Genomic DNA, 25,463 nt, shown 5'->3' with positions numbered 1-25,463 from the left:
ATAAAATACAGAAATAATTAAAAATATAAACAATTAAAGAATAATTAAATAAAAAAAAATCAAAATATTGTAATTAATCAATATATAATAAAGGGTAATAAAAAAATAAGCCCCCATTTCTGGGGGCTTATTCTATTTGAAATTTAGTTAATCTATTCTTTGATAAATTTCTTCTGAACAGTTTTACCGTTATCATCGATATCGATTACATAAACACCGTTAATCAATCTGCTTACGTTGATTTGGTTGTTGAGTAAGATACCGTCAGCAATTACCTGTCCGGCAGCATTGTAGATCTTATATTTAGCTCTCTTGCTAATATTTTTCACAAACAATATTGAGCTTACCGGGTTAGGATAAATCATAATACCCGTCTGATCAATTGGATTAGCAACTATCGGTTTAGAGATTCTCACGGTGTAATCCTCTACTTCTCCGTTTTTGAAGCTTGTACAGTTGACAGGGATACCGTCTCTTTCCATGGCTACTCTCATCACTACATATTTGTAATCCGTCATACTTACAAACGCATCTGCCGGTACATTGAATTTACCTGAGATAGGGCTGTCTGTATTCGGTGGAGAGCTTAATACTCTTTCGTTGATATCAAATTCACCATTTCTGTTGAAGTCGATCCATACTGCGATTCCTTCGTTATAAGTATTTCCTGTCCATTTCTTCTCAATAATGATCTCGTTGTCTGTTGATCCCTGAATCATTTCGATGAAGGTTTTAGGAACTCCTGTATAATCTGTATACGTAGATGCTCCTGATTCATTCTCCATTGTTTTCTTACCAGTAGGCTTCACGGTAACTTTAGAAATATGCTCACCTGTAGAACTTCCTGAATGCATCTGACAGTAAATTACTGTTGGAGTGGTGAAGTAATACGGAGGAGTATAATTTCCTGGGGTACCATTACAGATATTGACTACCTGCATTTCATATTTCGTTAATTCTGTAAGACCTGTTAATACAAGGTTGTTAACTAATGATGGTACTTCTGTCCAGCTTGGAATACCCACTTTTCTGTATCTAAGAACATACGTTGCTCCCGGGAAAGGATCCCATTGGATTGATGCAGAGGTAGGAAGCAATTGAGTAATGGTCAATCCCGGAGGAGGAATTTCACAGATTCTTTCTGTTGTAAATACTTTAGGGTTTGAATATGGATTCAGAGTTGTTTCTCCGTTACACATATTAGCAATCTGTACTTCATAAGTAGTGAAAGGCTCTAATGGAGTTACACTTCCTAATACATATGTATTGGCAGGAGCTGCCGGTAAGCTAATAGTATTCCATGGACCAGTACCTACTTTTCTCCATCTCATTGTATAGGTAGAGCTTGCTGCAAGCGGAGCCCATGTAATCAATGCTGTTGTTGGAGTAATGTTACCTACGGTCACATTCGGAGGAGTAGGATCACATCTTGTAGTAAATGTCTTAATTGGTGTTGCTGTTCCTATAACATCTCCACAAATTGCGGCTACTTCTACTTCATAAGTGGTAGCTGGTGTCAATCCGGTGATTACTAATGGAAGGTTACCCAATTGTGTTGAAGCATATACCTGTGTCCATGCTGTTGTTCCCTGAACTCTGTATCTTACTACATAGCTTACTCCTGCTCCTGTAATGGTAACGGTAGCTGTTGTATGAGTAGTAGTAAATGTAGGTGCATTAGGAGTTGCATTACTACAAGGTCTGATTCTTACTCTGTAGTCTTCCACTTCTCCATCTACGGCATTCTGACACATTACAGGAGCACTTGTACGTTTTAGCACAACTCTCATGGTAGTTGTCAATGGACCAGTATAAGATGTAGAAGGAACTGCAAATGTAGCAGTAACAGGAGTTGTGGTGTTAGCCGGAGAAATTAAAATTCTCTCAGCGTCTGTAAACTGTCCGTTTCTGTCAAAGTCGATCCATGCTGTTACAGCATCATTTCCAGTAGCACCAGTCCAACCTTTAGCTACAGAGATTTTATTATTTTGAGAATCAACATCTAAAGTAATAAGAGTCTCAGGTGTTGTATAGCTGGTATAATTAGTCTGTACTGAAGTATTGTTCATTGGAGGAACTCCTAGGTTCGAAGAGGTAACTGTTACATTCGAAATATGATCATTCGTTCCGGTACCTGTCATCGGGCAGTAAGACAACGGTGGTGTTGTAAACGTTACTGATGATGAGTAAGATCCTGTAGAACCTCCACATGTGGTAGAAACCTGAACTTCATAATTCGTCTGCTCAGTAAGACCAGTGATTCCATAGAAGTTTTGACCTGCCGGCACAGTAGCCGTCTGCCAAACACCTCCGGGAGTAGTTCTCCATCTGATGTTATAAGTAGCTCCTACAGTGGCAACCCATGATACTGTTGCAGTCGTTGCACCAATATTATTTACTGTAATATTCGTTGGAGGAGCTGTTGAACATGGTTGAGAATCTACAAATTTCACTGCATAATCCTCTACTTCTCCCTGACTAAATGTTCCGCAAGGGGTAGCGTTATCAAAATATCTCATTACGACACGCATACGGGTAGGAAGGTTTCCTGTATATACATTTCCACTCGCTACTGTAGGGACAGCGAAAGTTGCCGTTACCGGAGTAGTTGTATTATAAGTAGTATTCAGAATTCTCTCACTCGTTTCAAATGTTCCGTTTCTGTTAAAGTCTACCCAAGCTGAAACTCCATAAGATGTAGGAGAACCTGGCCAGTATTTGTTTACAGAAATTTTATTATTTGCAGAACCTCTTTCGAATATAACTACTCTTGTAGGGTCTGGAGTGTAATCTTTATAGTTATCCGATCCTGAATTACTCAACATGATAGGAGTATTCGTAGGAGTAACGGTTACATTATTAATATATCCACTAGTAGCACTATTACCTGTAGGACCTGCCGTACAATAAGTAAGAGCAGGAGTTGTAAAGTTTACACTCGGAGAGAATGCTCCTGTAGTTCCTCCACAAATAGTAGCTACCTGAACTTCATATGCTGTCTGCTCTAATAATCCTGTAAGTATTTGGTTACTTACCAAAGGTGTATTTACAGCAATCTGCTGCCATGCACCAGAAGGAGAAACTCTATATCTTACAATATAAGTAGCTCCTGTAGTTGATGTCCAAGTAACGTTAGCTGAAGAAGGAGTTACATTGTTTACCTGAATGTCAGAAGGTGGAGCTGTAGTACACGCTGATAAATCTATTAGTTTAACAGCATAATCCTCAGTTTCACCATAAGAATACGTTCCACAAGCATTAATAGGACTGTATTCATTCATTACAACACGCATTCTGGTTGTTAAGTTCCCAGTATACGCACCACCTGCGGCAGTTGGTATATTGAATGTGGCAGTAACCGGCGTTGTTGTATTACTTGGTGAAGTCAATACTCTTTCAGTAGCTTCAAAAATACCATTACGGTTAAAGTCAATCCAAACTCCTGTTAAGAAGCCATACTGGTAACCCGGCCATGTTTTTGCTACAGAAACAGTAGCAGTACCACCTCTTACCAAAGTAACTAATCTTGTAGGATCTGTACTATAATCTGTATAACCACTTTGATTAGAGTTACTGTTCATTGAAGGAGCTCCTTGCGCATTGACTGCAACCTGGCTTATGTACCCATCAATAAAAGTACTCGTAGCCGCTGAATTACAATAGCTGAGCGCCGGAGTTGTAAAGTTTACACTGGAAGAAAATGCTCCCTGAGTACCTCCACAGACCGTAGCTACCTGAACTTCATACTGGGTTTGTTCTGTTAGTCCAGGAATTGTAGCACTCCCTGAAAGAGGAGTGGTAACATTAATCTGCTGCCATGCGCCTGAAGGTAAACTTCTGTATCTTACTACATAAGTAGAACCTGTAGCCGTATACCAGTTAACAACTGCTGACACTGTGGTTATGTTACTCACAGTAATATTCGTTGGCGGAGCAGTAGTACATGGAGTCAGCTGATGACTTACCAACTGTATTCTGGGAATATCAGAATATCTGTCTGATGCAGAAGGTGGTGAAGCCGGATTTGGGTTTGTAGTATCTTCATAATAAAGAATACCTCTGTTAGCCCCAGCATTATAAGTTCCCCAGGCCGTACCCGGAGAAGAAGAATAACCTGGTGTTTTTTCATTAACAGCAATCGCAAGATTGTCTGTTCCATTCCAAATAAACGGGCTATTCAACTGAAGAGTAACCCAGTTTCCATTTGTTATAGCAGGTAAATCTCCTGCATATACCTGAGTTAAGGAACCTAATGGTATCCAGTTTGTGTTGGACGTAAAGTTATTTTGGGTGGTGTTCCCCATGTAAACAACCCAATCCTTGTAGGAATCCGGAGAATTTGATACGGTGTTTACATAAAACTTTATCGCTGTGATATAGGTCGACGTACCAATGGCAGCCGAAACTTCCGCAGCAGTATAGATCTGCTGGGAATAGCTATACCCATAATAGGAACGTATGGGGAGATACACTGAGGTACCTGTTCCTGTCCCGATCTGTCCTGCCTGAGCCGAGACTTTGGATACAAAGCCTGTACAAATCAAACAGAGAAACAGAATTAAAGAGGTAAAGAATTTCTTCATAATGTTTTCATTATAATATTAATCATACAAATCTAATCATTTTTTGTTATTAATTTACAGGTACATTTAGGTTTTTTTTGAAAAAACATAACAATATCTCCACTTATGCTTTAAATAAAGAAATCCCCGGGAAGGCCCGGGGATTTACTATATTTAAAGGTTATCTTTATTTTTTAATGAATTTAGATTTGAATTGCTCAATTCCTTTATCATCTATTGTAATCACATAACCACCTTTAACTAAAGTTGAAACATTCACTTTTCCATCATTGATATTTCCTCTGTCTACCAATTGTCCAGCAGCACTATAAATTTTATAAGTAGCTTTATCTGAAACTTTAGTAACATTTAGAATATCACTTGCCGGGTTTGGATAAATCTGAATACCATTATTTTTAACAGCAGTTTCAGAAGTAGCAAGGTTACCCGTAATAACTACGTTGTAGTCTTCAACCTCTCCGTAATCAAAATTATTTCCACATAGATAATCTGCTGGTAATGATAAACCTGCATTTGTATCACCTACAAAAAATACTACAACTCTCATTCTTAATGGCTGCCCTTCTACTGCATTACTTGGAATTGTAACATTCCCTGTTACTACAGTTGGCGACGGAGTAAGCGCTACAGGATAGTTCAATACTCTTTCTGATTCGCTGAAAACACCATCCTTATTAAAATCAATAAATGCTGCTACTGTATCATAATCAGCAACATCTGGGTTACTAGCAGTGACAGACATAGGATAAACATTCCCTTTTGTTAAATTAATCTGAAGCGCAGTGTTTGTTGTATAGTTTGTATATGTACTGTTTGCTGAAGTATTATTTATATTCGCAAGTGTTACATTGGAAATATATTCATAGTTTGCATTAGCTGTAGCAGCAGTACAATAAGCAAGTACAGGTGTACTGAAGTTTACAGATGCAGAATATGTACCTACTGTAGTTCCACAAACTAAAGCAACCTGAATTTCATACGTTGTACCATCAATTAAATTGCTTAAGTTGATTGAAGGAACTGTTGTATCAGCTTCAGTCCAAACTGTTGTACCTACCTTTCTATAACGTACTTTATAAGTTGCTCCAGTATAAGACATCCAAGATGCACTAGCTGAAGACACAGTAATATTGCTCACCACTACATTTGTTGGAGCAGCGCTGCTACATGCAGATAGAGGTGCAATACTAACAGGCCCAACAGCATAGAAAACATTCCCTATTGAAGAAATTCTTACTTTAATAGTCTGTCCATTCAAAGAAGAAGGGAAAGTAAAGTTCTCAGTTCCGTCATTAGGTGTTGACGCTGATAATACAGTCCAAGTTGTTCCGTTATCTGTAGTATAGTCAATTTTTACATTAGCAACATTATAAGGAGCAGCATTAGTATTTGCAACAATCCACTGAATTGGAGTTGGCGTATTCACATCTGCATATTGATTAGCTACTCTGAAAGGACCATTATCTCCCACAACAATTGTCTGAACTTTAAAAGCTGACTGTTGTTGAAGTACGTTAGAGTTATTATCTCTAACAGTCAATGCAAAGTTTGTTGTTCTTGCTACAGTGGATACCGCTTCCCAAGTATTGTTTGCGTTATTTAATACTCCATTCATTACAGATGCAAATTTTGGAAAGTATCTTGTAGGGTTTGTACTAGGCGGAGAAGATCTGAATGAAGCTCCAGACATTGTATTTCCCAAATTAAACTTATTCACAGAAATTGATGCATCATCCACCTCTTCCCAAGAATAAGTCATTGGATCATTTTCAGGATCTGTAGCACCACCTGTTAAAACAAAAGCAGTCCCTTTAGGTATATTATATGTTGGCAGATCTGTAATTACCGGTGGATTATTGGCAATTGTAGTTTCTACGTCACAAGTTTTTGCAATTAAGTTAGCTTGAATCTGACCAATACTTGCTTTATGGAAATAAGGATCAGAGTTAGCCTGAATATCTGTATTAGGACCAGTAATACCTGCATATCCCATAATGGTAGATCCTGAACCAGGTTCCATATTTACACCACTTCCTTCAATATTATGAGAAAAAGTATGGTTACCACCTAACTGGTGCCCCATTTCATGAGCAACATAATCGATATCAAAGCTATCACCTGATGGAATTCCATTTGCTGGAGAAGTAAATCCGGATCCTTTTCCTTTAGGAACTGTAGCTGTAGGGTTAATACATACACATCCGATACATCCGGCATTACCTCCACCTCCTGATTTACCGAATAAGTGTCCGATATCATAGTTGGCATCTCCTACATTATTGTTCAAAGCAGTCTGTAGCTGTGTATTCCATGCTCCCCCTGCTCCTGTTGCAGCAGCAGAATATGGATCTGTAGCCGGGTCAATATAAATTACATTTGGAAAATTCTGCAAATTCAAATGCAATGCAAAATCTTTCTCAAAAACTCCGTTTACTCTGGTTAAAGTATTGTTGATGGCAACAATTGCCGGAGCTCTTTTCTGATCATCTGTAGCTGTAGCAGGTACACCAGCAAGCCCCATAAAGTATTGAGTATACTCACCAGTAACAGACATTGCCAGTCTCATTGTTCTGTATTTCTTATCAGAACTCTTGTTGAAAGTTGTTGCCTGATTTGAGAAAGACTGCCCATTTTTTAATAAAGCATCTATTTGCTTTTTAGCAACAGGAGATTCTTCTGTAGAACACAAGAATCCATTTTTCTCCTTTTTAGTTTTAGGATGAACGGCATAAACTGTTTTATCTGCAGAAGCCGGGTCAATAAATTCATAGCTGCCTCCATGAATGATCATCGACTGAAAATCATTAGGAGCAACACTGAATCTTAAATACTTGGTAGGGTCTTCTACACTTGTTCCAACATAAGATCCTAATTCATACTTGTCTGCCAGTTCTTTTACGACTACTGGAAAACTGTATACATTAAATCTTTCAATCTTCCCGCTCATAGTGGGAAGAGAAATCACTACAGGAGTGGCATTTGTACCCATTTCCTGTGCATTCTTCAGCTGAGATCTCAGTAAGTTCAGGTCTAATTTATAGTACCCGTTACCTCTTACATTAGATTGATCTACTCTGAATCCTGTACTTCTTTTGTTATCGTCTCCTTTTTTAAAGGAAGTTGGTGTCCATTGACCGAACACTGCTCCTCCTATAAAAGTAAACATTAAAGCAGTAAATACTCTTTTCATAAATTAAAACACAATTATAATTTTTGCCAAATATAACTATTTTATAAATCTTATGGGTAAAATAAGTTTATATTTTTCAACATAACACACTTATCAACGATATCTATTAAAAAAAATACAAACTTTAGACTATTCTAAAGTTTGTATTTTATATATTTTAAATGGTAAGAAATAATATTTCTAAAACTTATATGCAATATTCCATGCAAATCCCATATTGAATTTTGAAGAGCTTCTCCCGAAGCCCGGAACGATCATAGGAGAAATATCGTCCTGCTTGGAAGTGTATACCATATATCTTGGCTGAAGATTTACATCAATGTAGAAATTAGAATTAAATAATTGTACTCTGCCCCCCAGCGTACCTTCCAGCCAAAAAGACGACTGTGATGACGATGGAAAGGCTTCAGAAGAATTACTTCCCCCAAATCCACGAACAGGAATTGCCATATACTCCTGATTATAAAATGATCCTGCAACTTTTCCTCCGGCATAAAATCCGTTGAATTCATTCTCTGCATCTTTTGCCAGCATATAGAACGCTCCCAGCTTCACAAAAGGGCCACTTGCTTTCGCATCATAACCATTCTTCTGATACACATTCTTTTCAAAACCTGCCTCTGCAATAGCATGGATATTTCCTTTTATCTTTGAAGAAATAAATCCCTGATATAATTTTCTGTCAGAAAAAAAACCAGCTCCGGTATTCAGTACATCAAGGCCAACCATAAAATTGGGTTCATATTTCTCATGAACCTTGCTCTCTGCTTCCTTTTTCTTGTCTTGTGTCCAGTTTATTATTCCCAATAAACTAAAAAGAAAGGTAAAGATTAGTCTTGTCTTCATTCTCTATTTGATTTTGTCCGGCTTCCAGCTTCTGAACAGGATTCGGAGTTACTAATTCTGAACTTAAATTCTCGTAAGATTTTTTGATTCCGCATCCGGGAGAAACATATGTTGACTTCGTACTGTAATTAATCCTTACTTTAGATTCTGCCCCATTATAGGTAAGCTTAAAATAAACGTCTGTATAAGGCGAATTATCTACACGTAAAGGAATTAACCGGGAATCAATTTTTGCAAGTTTTCCCAGATCCACTTTTCCTGCTCCATAATCTACTGCTACATATAGTGTATCCAGCGTCTTCTCTTTTCCAGTATCCAGTGATCTGAAAGCCACCTTCATTCTGGGAGTTCCTTCTCCACTTTCGCAAATATCATCATCTCCTCCACAGGAAAAAAGCATTCCTAAAAAGCAGATTGCTATGAGAAATTTAAAATATTTCATCTGTATATTTTTATTTTTTTATTTAGTCAGATGGAACTGTCGTTTTATATTAAGATTTGAAACTCAAATTTAAATAAATTATTTTTTAATCAATAATGCTATGTTCTCTACATGGTGCGTTTGTGGGAACATATCTACAGGAAGAATCTTTACCAAAGTATAGTGATCTTTCATCAGAGCAAGATCTCTCGCCTGCGTTGCAGAATTACAGCTTACATAAACTACTTTTTCCGGTGAAAGCTTTAAGATCTGCTCTACTACTTTCTGGTGCATTCCGTCTCTTGGCGGGTCTGTAATTAATACGTCTGCTTTTGGATGATTTTCTAAAAACTCGTCATTAAAGACGTTTTTCATATCTCCACAATAGAAAGTTGTATTCGTTAAACCATTCAATTCAGCATGTTCGATTGCTGCATCGATTGCTTCCTGTACAGATTCTATCCCGATTACCTGTTTTGCATTTCTTGCTACATACTGAGCAATGGTTCCTGTTCCTGTATAAAGGTCATACACTACTTCGTCCCCTTTAAGATCTGCAAATTCCAATGTTTTTCTGTATAATTCCAATGCCTGTTTGTAGTTGGTCTGGAAGAATGATTTCGGCCCAATCTTAAACTTCAGTCCATCCATTTCTTCCATAAGATAGCCTTCTCCAAAATATACATTGATATTTAAATCGTAAATGGAATCATTCTGCTTAGGATTAATAGCATACACTAATGTTTTGATCTGCAGGAATTTTTCTAATAAGAATTCAAAAAGTTTTTCTCTATTTTCTTTTTCTTCTCTGTAAAGCTGGAAAAGAACCATCCATTCTCCTTTGGAGTTTTGTCTCATCATCAAGGTTCTTAAAAAACCTTCTTGGTTTCTTACATCAAAGAAATCCAGGCCGTTATTTACTCCATATTCTTTTACAGCCAGTCTTATTGCATTGGAAGGGTCTTCCTGAAGAAAACACTCTTTCAAATCAAGAATTTTGCTCCACATTCCAGGAATATGGAATCCTAAAGCATCTTTGCTACCGAAGTTTTCTTCAGAACTGATTTCATATTGAGTAAGCCATCTTGCGTTTGAGAAGGAGAACTCCATTTTATTTCTATAAAAATACTGTTCTTCAGCTCCTAGGATTGATACGGTCTCGAAGTCATCAATTCCTCCGATTCTTTTGATATTATTATATACTTCTTCCTGTTTGAAATCAAGCTGTTTTTCGTAGCTCATGTTCTGCCATTTGCATCCTCCACAAGTTCCGAAATGAACACATTTTGGGTCAACTCTGTAAGGTGATTTTTCAAGAACTTCAACTGCTTCGCCTTCATAATATTTTGACTTCGCCTTTTTCACTCTTACATTCACAATATCTCCAGGAATTGCGCCTGTAACCATTACCGCTTTTCCTTCTTCTGTCTTTCCTATTGCCACACCTTTTGCTCCGGCAGTTAATAGCTTTATATTTTCAAGAATTAAATCTCTTTTTTTCTTCCTACTCATTCTAAAATTTTCTATTTTCCTAATTGAAACTTTACGCTTCAGTTTGCAAAAATACAATAAAAAAAACCTTATCCGAAGATAAGGTTTCTATACTGTGTTAAAGTTTATTATTTTGTTGGAGCAGGCTGTGGATTTGCAGGCTGTGGAGCTTGCTGCATTGCAGATGGATCAAGCTGTAATTGCGGCTGCATTTGTGCATTCGGCTCTACTTTTGGAGCTGAAAGACCTGTTTGTTTATCAAGAATAGTTACTAATTCCTGCTCACCAAGGTTTACGAATGATCTGCTGGCAATTTTACCGTCTTTATCAATGATTACAAAGCAAGGTAACTTGAATCCGTATACACCATATTTCTTAGCGATATCAGAGTTAAGACCTCCTTCTCCATAAACGTTCACTCCCTGAATTCCTTTTAAAAGAGAGTTGCTTGTTTTAATGAACTGATCTTTTGTATCGTCTACGTTTACAAATACAAAGTTCATTTTGGATTTATAGAAGTTTACTACTTCTTTTAATACTGGTACTGTAGCTTCACTGATGTAAGGATTCCATGAAGCGTAGAAGAACAGCATATAAGGTTTTCCTTTGTTTTCAGAAAGTTTATAAGCTTTTCCATCCTGCTTTGATACAGCTGCTTCAGGAGCTGCATCTCCGATTTTAAGTCCAGTAATAGCTACCTGCATTTTTAAAAGGTCACTTTTAATGGTAGCATCTTTAATATCTGAATCAATGATTTTTTTAATTTTGTCAATGTTTGCAGCCGGAGTTGTAGGATGAATATCCGCCTGAGCCATTACAAATGCCAAAAGATAATCTTTTGCAGTCTGAGATAAATCTTTCTTTGTTTTTAAATACTGAGCAAACATCTCAGAAGTTGTAATTCCTGTTTTTCCTTTGCTGTTTGCTTCTGCATACTTCTGGAAATCCGGAGTCATTTTTACAAGAAGATATTGTCTGTAAAGCGGGATTGTTTTCACCATCGCTTCTTTGTCAGTTTCTAACTGGGTTTCGTAATCTTTGAAAGCTTTAGAAGCCTTGTAAGACGGATTACCAGACATTGGTCCGTGAGACATTTCATAGTTGGCAAGCAAATTAAGAATGGTAACTTTTATATCATTTTTCTTCCACTCAAGAAGCCCTTTGCTTGGACTGTTTTTCTTTGCTAACTCGTCTACGTTTTTATTAATATCAGCTTCAACTTTGTGCATTCCTTTCAAAAATGCAGCTTCGTCTCCGCCCATCAATCCTCCTAAGTTAACTTTGCTACCGTAATCTGCCAAGAACTTCATACTTGCCGTAAGGAAATCATTGTTCTTTTTAGCATCTCCGGTAATTACATATTCATTTGGGAAAGTAGCTCCGTTTCCTGAAATATTTACTTTTTGTCCTCCTTCAAGATAGATCAGGTTTTGTCTTCCTGCATAGTTGATCACGTACATTCCATCTTTAGGCGCCTCAAAGCTTCCTGAAAAGTTTCCGTCTTTATCTAAACCTATATTAATCAAAGGCAGGGTTCCTACTCCTGAAGCTTCTACAAATTCAATTCTTTCTAATGATGAGCTTCCAGTAATTTTTCCTTTTACCTCTACTTTTTTTGAACAAGACATCACAAAAGCTGTGATGATAAACAATAAAAGATATTTTTTCATTTCAATTTTTAATATTACACAAAAATACGCTTTTTAGGGCTTGCTAATTCACACTAATTATTTTTTTTAAAAATTTTATTATCACCCTTCAAGAGGCACATTTCAATTATTTTAATTGTCTCTTTTTGAATGGCATGCTGTATTTGAAAGTTTAAAAAAAACGATTCAACAACCCTCCAAATATATACTTATTAAATAAAGAATGACTAAAAACCATCAATAAGTTAACAAACTTTAACAGCGCACTACCATTCATAAAAAAATCGCCTCCAAAAATGAAGGCGATTTTTTATGTATTTGAATCAATTCTATCCTTGATCTACAAGAGCAGCCATATATTCTCTGTTCATTCTTGCAATGTTTTCAAGAGAAATACCTTTAGGACATTCTACTTCACATGCTCCGGTGTTTGAACAGTTTCCGAATCCTTCTTCGTCCATAGCTTTCACCATGTTCAGAACTCTTCTCTTAGCTTCTACTCTACCTTGAGGAAGTAATGCATACTGAGAAACTTTAGCTCCTACAAATAGCATTGCAGATCCGTTTTTACATGTAGCCACACAAGCTCCACATCCAATACAAGCAGCTGCATCCATGGCTCTGTCTGCATCTTCTTTTGGAACCGGAATTGCGTTAGCATCCAATGTATTCCCGGAAGTATTTACAGAGATAAAACCTCCTGCAGCCATTACTCTGTCAAATGCGCTTCTGTCTACCATCAAGTCTTTGATAACAGGGAAAGCGGCACTTCTCCAAGGTTCAATAACGATAGTTTCTCCATCTTTGAACATTCTCATGTGAAGCTGGCAGGTTGTGATACCTGTATCCGGCCCATGAGCTCTACCATTGATGTAAAGTGAACACATACCGCAGATTCCTTCACGACAGTCGTGGTCAAAGGCGATAGGTTCTTTTCCTTCGTTAATTAAATTTTCGTTCAGGATATCCAGCATCTCCAAGAATGAAGAGTCTGTAGATACATCTGATATTTTATAGGTCTCAAACTGACCTTTAGTTTTACTATTTTTTTGTCTCCAAATTTTCAGCGTAAGATGTAAGCCTTTTTTTGCACTCATAATGTTATATTTTAGGTTGGAGATTATTTATAACTTCTAGTTTTAACCTCGATGTTGTCATATATCAGTTCTTCTTTATGCAATACTTCCGTATTGATATCGTTACCCTGATATTCCCAAGCTCCGACGTATTTGTAATTTACGTCATCTCTTTCCGCTTCTCCGTCCGGAGTTGAATGGTCTTCACGGAAATGTCCACCACAAGATTCGTTTCTGTGCAGTGCATCGATAGCCATTAATTGTCCAAGTTCAAGGAAGTCTGCTACTCTGAATGCTTTTTCAAGCTCAGTGTTCATTCCTTCTCCTTCTCCCGGTACTTTTACGTTTTTCCAGAAATCGTTTCTTACTTCTTCAATTTCTTTAATTGCTTCTCTCAATCCTTCAGGAGTTCTTCCCATTCCTACTTTATTCCACATAATATTTCCTAACTGCTTGTGGAAATGGTCTACAGAATGAGTTCCTTTATTGTTTAAGAAGAAATCAATTTTTTCTTTAATTCCTTTTTCAGCCTCGTCAAACGCTCCTGAATTGGTAGGAATAGCTCCTGTTCTGATATCGGCAGAAAGATAATCTGCAATCGTGTAAGGAAGTACGAAATATCCGTCAGCAAGACCTTGCATCAATGCAGAAGCACCAAGTCTGTTGGCTCCGTGATCTGAGAAGTTAGCTTCACCAATTACGAAACATCCAGGAATCGTAGACTGAAGGTTGTAATCAACCCATACACCACCCATTGTATAGTGAACTGCAGGATAGATCTTCATTGGAGTTTTATAAGGATCATCAGCAGTAATCTTTTCGTACATTACGAATAAGTTACCATATTTCTCCTCTACCCAGCTCTTACCTAAATCGTAGATCTGCTGATCTGTTGGATTATGAATATGTTTTTCGATAGCGGACTCTTTACCTTTTTTCATGATCTCTGTAGAGAAATCAAGGTAAACTCCTTCCTGAGTATCATTATTTTCAATTCCGAATCCAGCGTCGCATCTTTCCTTAGCTGCTCTTGAAGCAACGTCTCTAGGAACAAGGTTACCGAACGCAGGGTATCTTCTTTCTAAATAGTAATCTCTATCTTCTTCTTTAATATTTTCAGGTCTTAATTTTCCTTCTCTGATAGCTACTGAATCTTCATGTTTTTTAGGAACCCAGATTCTTCCGGAGTTTCTTAATGATTCAGACATCAAAGTCAGTTTAGATTGCTGTGTTCCATGAACCGGAATACAAGTCGGGTGAATCTGTACATAACAAGGGTTTGCAAAGTAAGCTCCTTTTTTGTGAATTTTCCATGCTGCAGAAACGTTTGATCCCATTGCATTGGTAGAAAGGAAATATACGTTTCCGTATCCTCCTGAAGCAATTACTACAGCATGAGCAGAATGTCTTTCAATCTCACCTGTAACAAGGTTTCTCGCGATAATCCCTCTTGCTTTTCCATCAACAATTACAAGGTCAAGCATTTCATGACGGTTGTACATTTTGATTCTACCTTTACCGATCTGACGGCTCATTGCAGAATATGCACCTAATAATAACTGCTGTCCCGTTTGTCCTTTTGCATAGAAAGTTCTTTTTACCTGAACTCCACCAAATGAACGGTTATCTAACTGACCGCCGTAATCTCTACCGAAAGGAACCCCTTGGGAAACACACTGGTCAATAATATTTGCAGAAACTTCAGCTAATCTGTAAACGTTGGCCTCTCTTGCTCTATAGTCACCACCTTTGATGGTATCATAGAACAATCTGTAAGTAGAGTCACCATCTCCCTGGTAATTCTTAGCTGCGTTGATTCCTCCCTGAGCTGCAATAGAGTGCGCTCTTCTTGGTGAATCCTGGTAGCAGAATGCTTTTACATTATATCCCTGCTCAGCTAATGTAGCTGCTGCAGAACCTCCTGCCAAACCTGTACCTACAACAATAATATCAATCTTATCTCTGTTGTTTGGTGCAACAAGGTTCATATGGTCTTTATGATTTTTCCACTTGTCTTTAAGAGGACCCGCTGGAATTCTTGAATCTAATTTACTCATACTAGTATATTGATATTATTGAGTTATAAAATGGAAAAGTGCTACGATGATAAATCCTGCAGGAATAAGGATTGAATACCATGTCCCGAAAGCTTTGATCACCGGCGTATATTTTGGATGTCTTGCTCCGATAGACTGGAATGAAGACTGGAATCCGTGAGCTAAGTGTAATCCTAATAGAACAAAAGAGATCACATACAAAGCCACTCTCCAAAGATCAGCAAACTTCTCATGAAGTTCCGGCCAGAAACGTTCTGCATCCGGAGTCAATCCTTCTACATACTTGTAATTGATTTCATGCAGCCAGAAATCATATAAGTGAAGCGCCAGGAACGCTAAGATAACAGCTCCGGAAATAATCATATTTCTGGACATCCATGAAGAATTCACCGATGCGTTGTTAGCTGCATACTTTACCGGACGCGCTTTATTATTCTTGATTTCAAGCACAAATCCCATAATGAAATGGAAAATTACTGCAAAACCAAGAATAGGCTGCATTAAGAACTGCACAAAAGGATTATAGCCCATGAAGTCTGATGCAGTATTGAATGCATCCTTGTTCAGAACTGATAACAAATTGGTCGTCAAATGCAGTATAAGAAAAATCAGCAAAAATAGAGCTGATAATGCCATAGCATATTTTCTACCTATCGTAGAACTCGTTAAACCTGCCATATAAGTTTAAATTTGAATTTCTACAAAATTAAGAAAGTTTAACAATATCGAAAAGTGAGAAATCTCACAATTAGGCAGTTTGTAATGTTTCTAAATAAGAATTCCATACATTATAGATACAGGAAAACACATAAATTATAAAGCATTATTTAAGATCATAAATCCGGTCTCGGAAAACTACTTTTTGAGAAGATGATGAAAAGGATTTTATTTCAAAATAATCCACTCTTCTTGATGAACAATAGGGATTTATAATATACCGTAGAACTTTTACTTTATCTTCCATATCAGAAACCCAAAAACAGATTTTTTCACCACTTTTTATCGAAAAAATTTTGCTTTTACCTAAAGAATAAATCAACACCTCTTCTTTCTCATTTTCAAAGACATTGCTTCCGGTTCTTACGATCAAAAATACAATTATAGCCATTATTAACCTCATAGAATTTTTGAAGTTAAACTTTAATATGAACGATCTTAATAAATAGATTACCACTGAAACCGACAGCATTTCAAATCCATTCATAGGAATATTTTCAAAAAACAACAGGTCTGTCTCAGCAAACCAATGAATCATTTCCAAAAGAATCTGAATAACAAAGTCATATACACCATTCAACAAGCCAAAATCAATTCCACAGGTAACGAAAGCTGTCATTATAAATGAGAAAACAATAATTATTTCGGAAAAAGGAACAATAACAAAGTTGGCAATAATGGATATGAATGAAAACTGATGAAAATAATACAGCACCAAAGGAAGTGTTGCCAGCTGCGCAGATAAAGATATTGTAATGGTATTAAACAGAAGTTTTTTAAGATAATGATCCTGTTTCGGAAAATGTTTCAACAGAGGCTGATTCAGCCAATAAATTCCAAGAACCGCTAAAAAGCTAAGCTGAAATCCCACGTCAAAAAGCTGCTGTGTATCTCCAATTAAGATAAAAAAAGCGGATAAAGCTAGTGAGTGAAGCAGATCCGGTTTCCGCTGAAGCATTACAAAAATAAAATAGACGCTCAGCATGATACAGGAACGCAAAACCGAATTTCCAAACCCAATAAAAGCAGCAAACAGCCAAATAAAAACCAAGCTTAGAATAACTGCATATTTTCTGAACTGTAAAGGAATAAAACGAATCAGTAAATAGTAGAACATCCCAAAAATAACCACAATATGAGTTCCGGAAATGGCCAGAAAATGGACCAATCCTGACTTATTGAAATCCTGTACAGTAACTGCATCAATCTCTGTACGATCTGCCAGAATGATTCCTTTTAAAAATTCTTTGCTTTTCCGGGACATTATAGTTTTATCAATTTTCTTGAGAACTGTAAATCTATATTGTCGCAGTTGATCTGACAACGTTAAGTCATTTCGTTCTGCAGATACAATTTCATCTGAAATATAAATCTGGTAATCAATGTGCTTTCTTTTGAGATATCGGGTATAATCAAACTGAAAATCATATTGAGGAGCCTTAGGTTGTGTAATATAAGCCTCCGTTTTGTAATAATGAATAAAATCCAGCTCTTTACCATCCTTTGGAACATAAAAAATTGAATTGAAATTTATATTTCCTGCCTGCGCTGTTCCTTCGTATTTTTTATATTTTTCAGTAGTATTTAATTTTTGAGAGATTTTAAAACTAACCGTTTCTTTTTTATTTATCAATACACTGTTTGCCTCTGAATAAGTATTATAGCGATGAAGGATAATTCCTGTTCCAAAGAACAAAAACGCAAGTAAAACAACCTTGATTTTGTGCAGAAAATAAGAGTGAAAACATACTGCAACGAGTACAACCAAGCACATTGCAATTACTGAATAAAATGCAAAGCCTGTCAAAACAAGCTTATCCTGAAAAACAATTCCAAGGATAAAAAATATTACGAGAATAAGGAGAGGCTGCTTTTGCAATTTCAATTAATTATCCAGGTAAAATAGATAATTAATCAATGAGGTATAATCTCTTGAATAACTAAATAAGTGCTTTGCAGCTTATCAAAAGTATCAACAGAACACTTGATTTTTTGCTGTGAAATTAAAGCTTTAAAGTATGTTATTACTTTTTCAGAAATTTATCCGTCAAACGCTTCGTTTCTTTAATATAAAATAAAGGATCTTTCCCATAATCTTCATATTTGAAATCACCTGATTTTTTAGGGATAGCGGGTTCTATCTGAGTTCCTTCATGCCATTCGTTGAAAGATGTGATACTAATGAAATCCGGATTTACTTTAATGGCAGCATCAAACATCTTTTCGTAATACTTTCCATTGTCTCTGTTTTTGAAATTCGCTTCGTTCCATGGACGTATTCTTGTATCGGAATAACCTGGTCCTACACAAGGAATAAAAATCAGATGATGATCTTTAGCGTAGTTGGCCATGAAATCCCAGTTAGCAGTTGTACTTCCATATACAAACCCTTCGCTGGCAAAATAAGTATAGAAACCATCAAAGCCTGCTGAATCAAAAAACTTCGCATCATCTTTTTCAACCCAAAGCCCGATATAAAGCGCATCCAAATCTGTATTTCTGACTGTTTTTTTTCCGTTTTTGGATAACATTTCAGTCCATTCTTCTTTAGGAATTTTATAACTGTCATATACATAAAACAATGGGTTCCCTTCTTTTTTATAGAAAGCGTGATGCTGGGAATAAGTTTTTACAAGATAAGAAAGCTGTTCCTTCAATTCTGAAGTATTTTTATAAAACGGCTCAATGTGGAATGCAATTTTTAAATCAAAACGATCCGCAATATCAAGGTATTTGATAAGACTTTTATCTGTGAATGAATCTTTTCCCAGCCAACTTACTACAACGACTCCTACTCCGGATTCTTTGATCATTTTCATATGTTTTTCAATGATCTTTGTATCATTGGAACTGTAATTTCCCAGTGCAGGATAAAAATTAGCCCCAATATCATCTCCACCTTTGTGTTGTCCCAGATTATTCCATTTCGGATTATTCCAATGAGGAAGAATTTCATGGTTCCAATGTTGATAACTTCCATCCGTTGCAGGATTTCCATACCAGCCATAGTAGAATATCTGAACTTGATCCCTTGAGTCGCTCTGCTGAGCAAAGCTTTTCGAGAAAAATAATGTAAATACCAATAATAACAGAAAACGGTTACAATAATTCATAGTTAAAAAGCAGATTAAATTCTCAAAAACCTTAATAAAATTATACTTTTAATATCACCTCAGCAGCATGATCACTGGCTCCTTTTCCTCCCAACTTTTCTCTCAGAAGACTGTAGTCATTCAGAACCTGTGTTCTTTTGTCTCCATCAATAATTTTATTGAGTTCTTCTACCAGGTTTTGGGTATTCAGATCATTTTGAATAAGTTCTTTCACCACTTCCCTGTCCATGATAAGATTAACAAGGGAAATATAATTGATATTTTTTACTAGTCTCTTAGCAATAGCATAGGAAATTTTGCTTCCGCGATAGCAAACCACTTCAGGAATATTCAGTAAAGCGGTTTCCAGCGTAGCTGTTCCTGAAGTAACAAGAGCTGCCTTGGAACATCTCAGCAAATCATAAGTTTTATTGGATACAAAATGAACATTATCATCTACATATTTCTGATAAAACTCTTTAGGAAGACTTGGTGCTCCAGCAATCACAAACTGATAATCTTTAAAATATGGTCTTACGGAGAGCATTATTTCAAGCATTTTCTCCACTTCCTGTTCTCTGGAACCTGGCAGAAGTGCAATGATTTCTTTTTCGTTCAGTCCGTGTTCCGATTTGAAATTTTCAATATTGATTTCCGGCAGATCTGAAATAGCATCCAGCAATGGATGGCCGACAAAATGGGAATGGACACCATGTTTTCTGTAAAAATCTTCTTCAAAAGGAAGAATGACCATCATTTCATCCACATATTTTTTGATAATCTCTACTCTGCCTTCTTTCCATGCCCAAAGCTGTGGAGAAATATAATACACTACTTTGATCCCGAGTTCTTTGGCAAATCTTGCAATTCTCAGGTTGAAACCAGGATAATCTACTAAAATCAAAACATCAGGTCTGTTCTTCTGAATATCCTCTTTACAGAATTTAATATTATTCAGAATGGTTCTGAGATTCATCACTACTTCCAGAAAGCCCATAAAAGCCAGATCACGGTAATGTTTCACCAGTGTTCCGCCCTGAGTTTTCATCAGATCACCACCCCAAAATCTGAACTCCGCATTCGGATCCTTTTGTTTTAAGGCTTTCATCAAGTTGCTTCCATGCAAATCACCTGAAGCTTCTCCTGCAATAATATAATACTTCATTTCTATAGTAAGGATAGAGAACAAATTAAAATAGATATGATCTTAATTCGTAAATTTGTTCAAAGATAATGATAAAAAATGTCAGAAGAATTTGAAATCCGGAATAAAGTTGCCGAAAGCGGCCTTATCAATTTTGATCTTTCCACTTTACTTCCAAAGGGAGAAAGAAAGGGAATTGACCTGAAAGATTTTCTTTTTCAGGAAATGATCCTGAAAGAAAAAGATTTTCGTGAAAAGGTAGAGGCTATAGATACTGAACTATACAAAGACTCATACATATACATTTACAATTCTGTAGATACAATCATCCCGCTTTGGGCTTATTTTGTATTGACAGCAAAACTTACTGATGTTGCCAAAAAAATAGTCTTCGGAAACCGTGAGGATCTTGATGTTATTTTAATGCACAATGCCATTCAGACTCATGATTTTGAGGAAATGAGAGGCAAAAGAGTTCTGGTAAAAGGTTGTTCAGATAAAGATATTCCTGAAAATGCATATATAGAACTGGTAGAACAGTTAAAACCAATTGTAAAATCTCTGATGTTCGGAGAAGCCTGTTCTAATGTGCCGATCATAAAGAACTAATATGAACAAATATCTATCAGCCTTATTTTTGTTTATTATTTTTCTTGGTATCTACTATTTCGGAAGTTTTTCAAAAATTCCTTTTGCCGATTGTGTAGGATTTGTGTTGAGTGCAGAAAAAGGAATATGGGAAACAACTGCTTCAGCAACAAGTCACTTTTTATATATCAATACTGTTATCTTTATTAAAAACCTGACAGGTATTAATGCTATTGAAGCAAGCCGGTTTCTTGTTGTTTCTTCAGGAGCAGCAACAGTTTCTGTTGTTTATCTCACAGTGAAAAGCATTTCAAAAACAGAATGGGCATCACTTGTAGCTGCTTTTGTTTTCGGATTCAGTTTCTCGTTTTGGAGAAATGCGGAGATCGTGGAAGTATATACTTATAACTCCCTGTGGGTAAGTCTTTTTTTCTTTTCAGTTATAAAAAGTTTTATTGAAAAGAAAAGAATTTACATCCTTTTAAGTAGCCTGTTTTTAGGGATCAGCTTATGGGTCCATATTCAAAATATACTGCTAATACCTTCTTTATTAGTTTTTTTATTTTACTTCAGAAATGAAAAGAAATATGCAATGGCTTCACTACTGATTTTTGCAGCATTGTTTAGCTCTTTGTTTATTCTGAATATTTCCCAGGGGCTCCCCTTCAAATCGCCGTATAGCTCTGATCAGGGAACATGGGTGGAAGATTCTTTGAAAAAAAGTACAATTCAGTATGTGAAAGATTTTTTCCAATCTTTTGCCTATCTTATTTATAATTTCAATTTATTTACATTTTTCGGAGTCACAGGTATTCTGCTTTTATACAAGACTAATCAAAAAATGTTTTTTGTTTTTACTGCCGGAGCAGTATGCGTATATGGATTTTCTACGTTTTATGCCGTATCCGATAATTATGTATTCTTTTTACCCTTCAATATTATTTTTGCGTTATCCATTGGGTATGGTCTTTCTTCTGAAAAGTATACCCGTTTAAGAAAATTCTCCTGGGTATGCCTGTTGATTCCTGTGGGCTACTTCGTTTTTTATAAAGTCGCATTTTTAACAGAGAAAGGAAAAGAATTTCATACAAATAAGGAATACAAAGGCGGTCTGGATTATTATGTTCTTCCATGGATGAATAATAATGTGGGTATTCTGGAGTTCACCATTGATAAAAAGCAAGCACCAGAACCTATAGACTGGATGACAATAAGCGCTGTAGAGTACATAAAGGTGCTAAAAAGCAAAGGTTATACAGAAGAACAGATCAGAAAACTTTAACAATAATTATGAAAGGTGGCCATTTTATGAGGCATATTTTTTGATAACTTTGATTTACTTAATACTAACAAACACAAAAAATGAGTTTAATCGACCTACTTACAGGGAACACAGGCAACCAGGTTGCTGAACAGGCTGAAAACAAATTCGGAATCAGCAAAAATCAGGTAATTGCCCTATTGGCTGTAGCTACCCCTCTCATTATTTCTTATCTTAGAAATAAATCTCAGGACGCTAAAGAAGCCGAAGCTTTAAATAATGCTCTAGATAAAGACCATAACGGAAGTATTTTAAATGACGCTTCTCAGATTGAAGCAAGACAGGCTGAAGGTGGATCTATTCTTGATCATATCTTTGGAGGACAAAAAAGTACTGTTGAAAACCAGCTGTCACAAAACACAGGCATTTCAATTGACAAAATAGGTCCTATCCTTGCGATGCTGGCACCTGTAGTAATGGGATACATCGGACAGCAGAAACAACAGAGTAATGTAGGAGCAGGAGGCCTAGGAGATCTTTTAGGAGGAATTCTGGGGAATGCCTCTAATCAGGCTCAAGCTCAACAGTCTAATCCATTGAATGACATTCTTGGAAGTGTATTAGGAAATGGCGGACAATCTCAATCATCAGGAAATCCTCTGAACGATATACTTGGAAGTGTATTGGGTGGTGGTAACCAACAACAAGGTGGCGGCGGTTTAGGCAGCATTCTTGGAAATATTCTTGGAGGTAAATAATTAATTTAATTTTCATAAAAAAAGACCGGAGAGATGATCTTCGGTCTTTTTTATTTTGGTTATTTTTTAGATTTTTCTTCAGAAACAGCAAAAGATTTTGAGGTTTTTTTCGGTCTTCTTTTCCCATAACTTCCTGAATTGATTTTTCCTCTTCTTGATTTTTTGTCTCCTTTTCCCATAGTAATTATGTATTTGTTAATCACGAATTTAAAAAATACAACTTTAAAATACAAGTAATGAAGCTGTTAAAGTTTTATAAATTAGGAAGAAAGCAGGAAGATGGAGGCTGGAAGTGACGATAAGATTACTATTTCAATTCTCTGTAATCACATCAAAATTTACACTTTATACTTTCTGAGAATGGCTGTTTTTAGATAATTTCAGACCTGCGATACTTCCCTCTTCTAGCTTCCATCTCCCAGCCTTTCTACACTTCTATCGTTTTCCATTTTCCCTTTTTGAATAGGATAAAAGCAACTATTGTAATCAGGGTTTCTGCGGCAGGAATAGAAATAAAAACCCCTTTTGGACCCATGTCAAGATATTTTGACAGAAAATACGCCAGAGGAATCTGAAACAGCCAGAATCCAAAAAGATTAACCCATGTAGGCGTCCACGTATCTCCTGCTCCATTGAATGCATTGATCATCACCATTCCTATTCCATAAAAGATAAACCCTGTGCTCATAATTTGAAGGGCATTTTTCGCAAAATCTTTAATAGTCGTTTCCTGAGTGAAAAAACCCACTAAAAAATTTCCCATAAAAATAAATATCAGACTTACAATCAACATAAAGATGACATTATATTTCACGGTTTTCATTACCGACTGCTCTGCCCTCAGCATTTCATTTGCTCCCATATTCTGCCCTACCAGCGTAGATGCGGCATTGCTTAATCCCCAGGCCGGAAGCATAAAGAACATCATCAGTCTTAGAGCGGTCTGGTAACCGGCAGATGCATTTTCTCCTCCTGTGGTCGCTACCAATTCTGCAAGGAAAATCCAGCTGCATGAAGCAATAACAAACTGAAAGATTCCAGGGGTTGCAATCTTTATAATGGATTTGATTAATTCATAATTTGGTTTAAAATATGGAATCTTTATTCGGATTTGAGTATCAGCTACTAAAAGATGGTACAACTGGTAAATCACCCCAATACTTCGCCCTATTGTTGTTGCCAAAGCCGCCCCTGTTAATCCCAAAGCAGGAACAGGGCCTAACCCTTTTATCAGAATCGGGCAGAGAATAATGTTGGCAATATTTGCAATCCATAAACTTTTCATCGCAATCGTTGCATTTCCTGCTCCTCTGAAGATCCCGTTAATTAAAAATAAAAGCATTATTATCGTACTGCTTCCCATCATAATTCTGGTAAAATTCTTCCCATAAGCTGCTGCTTCAGGTTTTGATCCCATCAATATGAGGATTTCCTCAGCATAAATCACTCCTAGTAAGCTTAAAACAAAAGTAATCGCAAAAGAAACGAGCAATACCTGCGCCGCACTCCTGGAAGCCTGCTCCGGATTTTTCTCCCCGATCCGTCTTGCCACCAAAGCTGTTGCCGCCATACTCATGCCAATCGCAATAGAATACATCACCGAAAGCACAGATTCGGTAAGTCCCACAGTCTGAATAGCAAAACCACTTTCTTTCAGATGTCCGACAAAATACAGATCAACAAGTGCAAATACAGATTCCATAGCCATTTCCAGCATCATGGGAATCGCTAAAAGCAATACAGCACTTCTGATATTCACTTTCGTGAAGTCAGTTTCTTCGCCACTGAATGCTTTTTTCAAAAAGTCAATATATTTTGTCATGATTCTTTTTAGTTTACTTAGCAAAAGTATTCATTCAAAAGCAATTAAAAGTTGGCATATGAAAAGTTTTTAATAAGATTGTTCTTGTAAGAAAATCGAAAGTATAATAAAAGCTTAGCGTAATATGGTGAGCTTTGAAAGAAACCCGGACACCTGTAAGTTATAGAAGCTCTGGATTATGCCCGGAAATATGAGAAACCTGAAATCATTACGCTTTTGGAGTAATTTCAATTCAGGATATTCAAAATGGAGTTTTGCAATTCTATAATTAATACGAGAATAATCTGATTAATAGAGCGATATTATTATCAAAACTTAGCAATTGGTAATAAAATTTAATTTAGATTTGTATATTCTTAAAAATCATCCTTATGAAAAAAATAATCTCTACTACCTTTCTATTTGGAATGCTATTATCTGGCAGCATGCTCTCTGCACAGAAGATGACTCAGGAAAAGATGAAAGCCATCTATTCTGATGATGTGGCAACATTTAAAAAGCAGTTTGCCCCGGGAGATTACAACAAATGCTTTCTCGTTGGAAATATAGCTTATTCACCTCTTGGCTTCAGTGTAATGTCTGATAGAAAGAATATTATACATTTCCTTTTGGACAACAAGGCCAACGTTAATAAAAAATGTCAGAACAAAACACCTCTTGAAGTAGCCGATGATACAAAAGGCACCGAAGAAATAAAGAAAATTCTGACAGAAAAAGGGGGTAATAGAAATTAAAAAACCTGAAAACAACATACGAAACTTCCGAAAG

Annotated in this window: 18 protein-coding genes; 4 read left to right on the top strand and 14 right to left on the bottom strand. The window is 36.5% G+C overall.

The window, feature by feature from the left end:
• Positions 1-152: 152 nt before the first annotated feature.
• From SFA27_RS02600 to lpxB, 12 genes are all read right to left on the bottom strand, one after another.
• Positions 153-4,583, bottom strand: a complete 4,431-nt coding sequence (locus SFA27_RS02600) for a GEVED domain-containing protein (protein ID WP_407296113.1) — start codon at positions 4,581-4,583, stop codon at positions 153-155.
• Between the two features lie 166 nt (positions 4,584-4,749).
• Complete coding sequence (locus tag SFA27_RS02595; protein WP_407296111.1) at positions 4,750-7,773, bottom strand: reprolysin-like metallopeptidase; 3,024 nt, start codon at positions 7,771-7,773, stop codon at positions 4,750-4,752.
• A gap of 180 nt (positions 7,774-7,953) precedes the next feature.
• The gene (locus SFA27_RS02590; RefSeq protein ID WP_407296109.1) at positions 7,954-8,619 is read right to left on the bottom strand and encodes a DUF6048 family protein; all 666 of its coding nucleotides are present in this window, start codon (positions 8,617-8,619) and stop codon (positions 7,954-7,956) included.
• The gene (locus tag SFA27_RS02585) at positions 8,585-9,061 is read right to left on the bottom strand and encodes a DUF6452 family protein (protein ID WP_047373497.1); all 477 of its coding nucleotides are present in this window, start codon (positions 9,059-9,061) and stop codon (positions 8,585-8,587) included. The genes SFA27_RS02590 and SFA27_RS02585 overlap by 35 nt, the downstream gene beginning before the upstream one ends.
• Positions 9,062-9,139: 78 nt before the next feature.
• Entirely contained in the window at positions 9,140-10,552 is a 1,413-nt protein-coding gene (gene rlmD, locus SFA27_RS02580; protein ID WP_407296105.1) for a 23S rRNA (uracil(1939)-C(5))-methyltransferase RlmD, read from the bottom strand.
• 107 nt (positions 10,553-10,659) lie between these two features.
• Positions 10,660-12,201, bottom strand: coding sequence for a TlpA disulfide reductase family protein (locus SFA27_RS02575; protein WP_047373499.1), 1,542 nt, complete (start codon positions 12,199-12,201; stop codon positions 10,660-10,662).
• Between the two features lie 308 nt (positions 12,202-12,509).
• Positions 12,510-13,277, bottom strand: coding sequence for a succinate dehydrogenase/fumarate reductase iron-sulfur subunit (locus tag SFA27_RS02570; RefSeq protein ID WP_002976316.1), 768 nt, complete (start codon positions 13,275-13,277; stop codon positions 12,510-12,512).
• Positions 13,278-13,300: 23 nt separating this feature from the next.
• Positions 13,301-15,313 carry a fumarate reductase/succinate dehydrogenase flavoprotein subunit gene (locus SFA27_RS02565; RefSeq protein ID WP_047373500.1) on the bottom strand — a complete coding sequence of 671 codons (2,013 nt, stop codon included), beginning with the start codon at positions 15,311-15,313 and terminating at the stop codon, positions 13,301-13,303.
• 15 nt (positions 15,314-15,328) lie between these two features.
• A complete protein-coding gene (locus tag SFA27_RS02560; RefSeq protein WP_407296100.1) occupies positions 15,329-15,991 on the bottom strand; it encodes a succinate dehydrogenase cytochrome b subunit in 663 nt (220 codons plus the stop codon).
• 145 nt (positions 15,992-16,136) lie between these two features.
• Complete coding sequence (locus SFA27_RS02555) at positions 16,137-17,909, bottom strand: ComEC/Rec2 family competence protein (RefSeq protein WP_407296097.1); 1,773 nt, start codon at positions 17,907-17,909, stop codon at positions 16,137-16,139.
• A 145-nt stretch (positions 17,910-18,054) separates the two neighbouring features.
• Positions 18,055-19,143, bottom strand: a complete 1,089-nt coding sequence (locus tag SFA27_RS02550; protein WP_407296094.1) for a glycoside hydrolase family 99 protein — start codon at positions 19,141-19,143, stop codon at positions 18,055-18,057.
• A 40-nt stretch (positions 19,144-19,183) separates the two neighbouring features.
• Positions 19,184-20,287, bottom strand: a complete 1,104-nt coding sequence (lpxB, locus tag SFA27_RS02545) for a lipid-A-disaccharide synthase (RefSeq protein WP_407296091.1) — start codon at positions 20,285-20,287, stop codon at positions 19,184-19,186.
• Positions 20,288-20,365: 78 nt separating this feature from the next.
• Here lpxB and SFA27_RS02540 point away from each other — a divergent pair, with 78 nt between their 5' ends.
• From SFA27_RS02540 to SFA27_RS02530, 3 genes are all read left to right on the top strand, one after another.
• The gene (locus tag SFA27_RS02540) at positions 20,366-20,875 is read left to right on the top strand and encodes a DUF2480 family protein (RefSeq protein ID WP_047373505.1); all 510 of its coding nucleotides are present in this window, start codon (positions 20,366-20,368) and stop codon (positions 20,873-20,875) included.
• 1 nt (position 20,876) lies between these two features.
• On the top strand, positions 20,877-22,136 hold the full coding sequence (locus SFA27_RS02535) for a protein O-mannosyl-transferase family (RefSeq protein WP_407296089.1): 1,260 nt from the start codon (positions 20,877-20,879) through the stop codon (positions 22,134-22,136).
• An 80-nt stretch (positions 22,137-22,216) separates the two neighbouring features.
• Positions 22,217-22,873 carry a DUF937 domain-containing protein gene (locus SFA27_RS02530; RefSeq protein ID WP_264519519.1) on the top strand — a complete coding sequence of 219 codons (657 nt, stop codon included), beginning with the start codon at positions 22,217-22,219 and terminating at the stop codon, positions 22,871-22,873.
• Between the two features lie 59 nt (positions 22,874-22,932).
• Here SFA27_RS02530 and SFA27_RS02525 read toward each other — a convergent pair whose 3' ends face one another.
• Together SFA27_RS02525 and SFA27_RS02520 are read right to left on the bottom strand one after the other, a co-directional pair.
• Entirely contained in the window at positions 22,933-23,052 is a 120-nt protein-coding gene (locus tag SFA27_RS02525; protein WP_407296086.1) for a 30S ribosomal protein THX, read from the bottom strand.
• Positions 23,053-23,300: 248 nt separating this feature from the next.
• Positions 23,301-24,695: an MATE family efflux transporter gene (locus SFA27_RS02520; protein WP_407296084.1), complete on the bottom strand. Its 1,395-nt coding sequence runs from the start codon at positions 24,693-24,695 to the stop codon at positions 23,301-23,303.
• 371 nt (positions 24,696-25,066) lie between these two features.
• On the opposite strand from SFA27_RS02520, the gene SFA27_RS02515 reads away from it, so the two are divergent.
• The gene (locus SFA27_RS02515; RefSeq protein ID WP_156118332.1) at positions 25,067-25,429 is read left to right on the top strand and encodes a hypothetical protein; all 363 of its coding nucleotides are present in this window, start codon (positions 25,067-25,069) and stop codon (positions 25,427-25,429) included.
• Positions 25,430-25,463 lie beyond the last annotated feature (34 nt).

The sequence above is a fragment of the Chryseobacterium sp. HR92 genome, assembly GCF_045689405.1.
GTDB classification, from domain to species: domain Bacteria; phylum Bacteroidota; class Bacteroidia; order Flavobacteriales; family Weeksellaceae; genus Chryseobacterium; species Chryseobacterium viscerum_A.
This window is presented reverse-complemented; position numbering and strand designations above follow the sequence as displayed.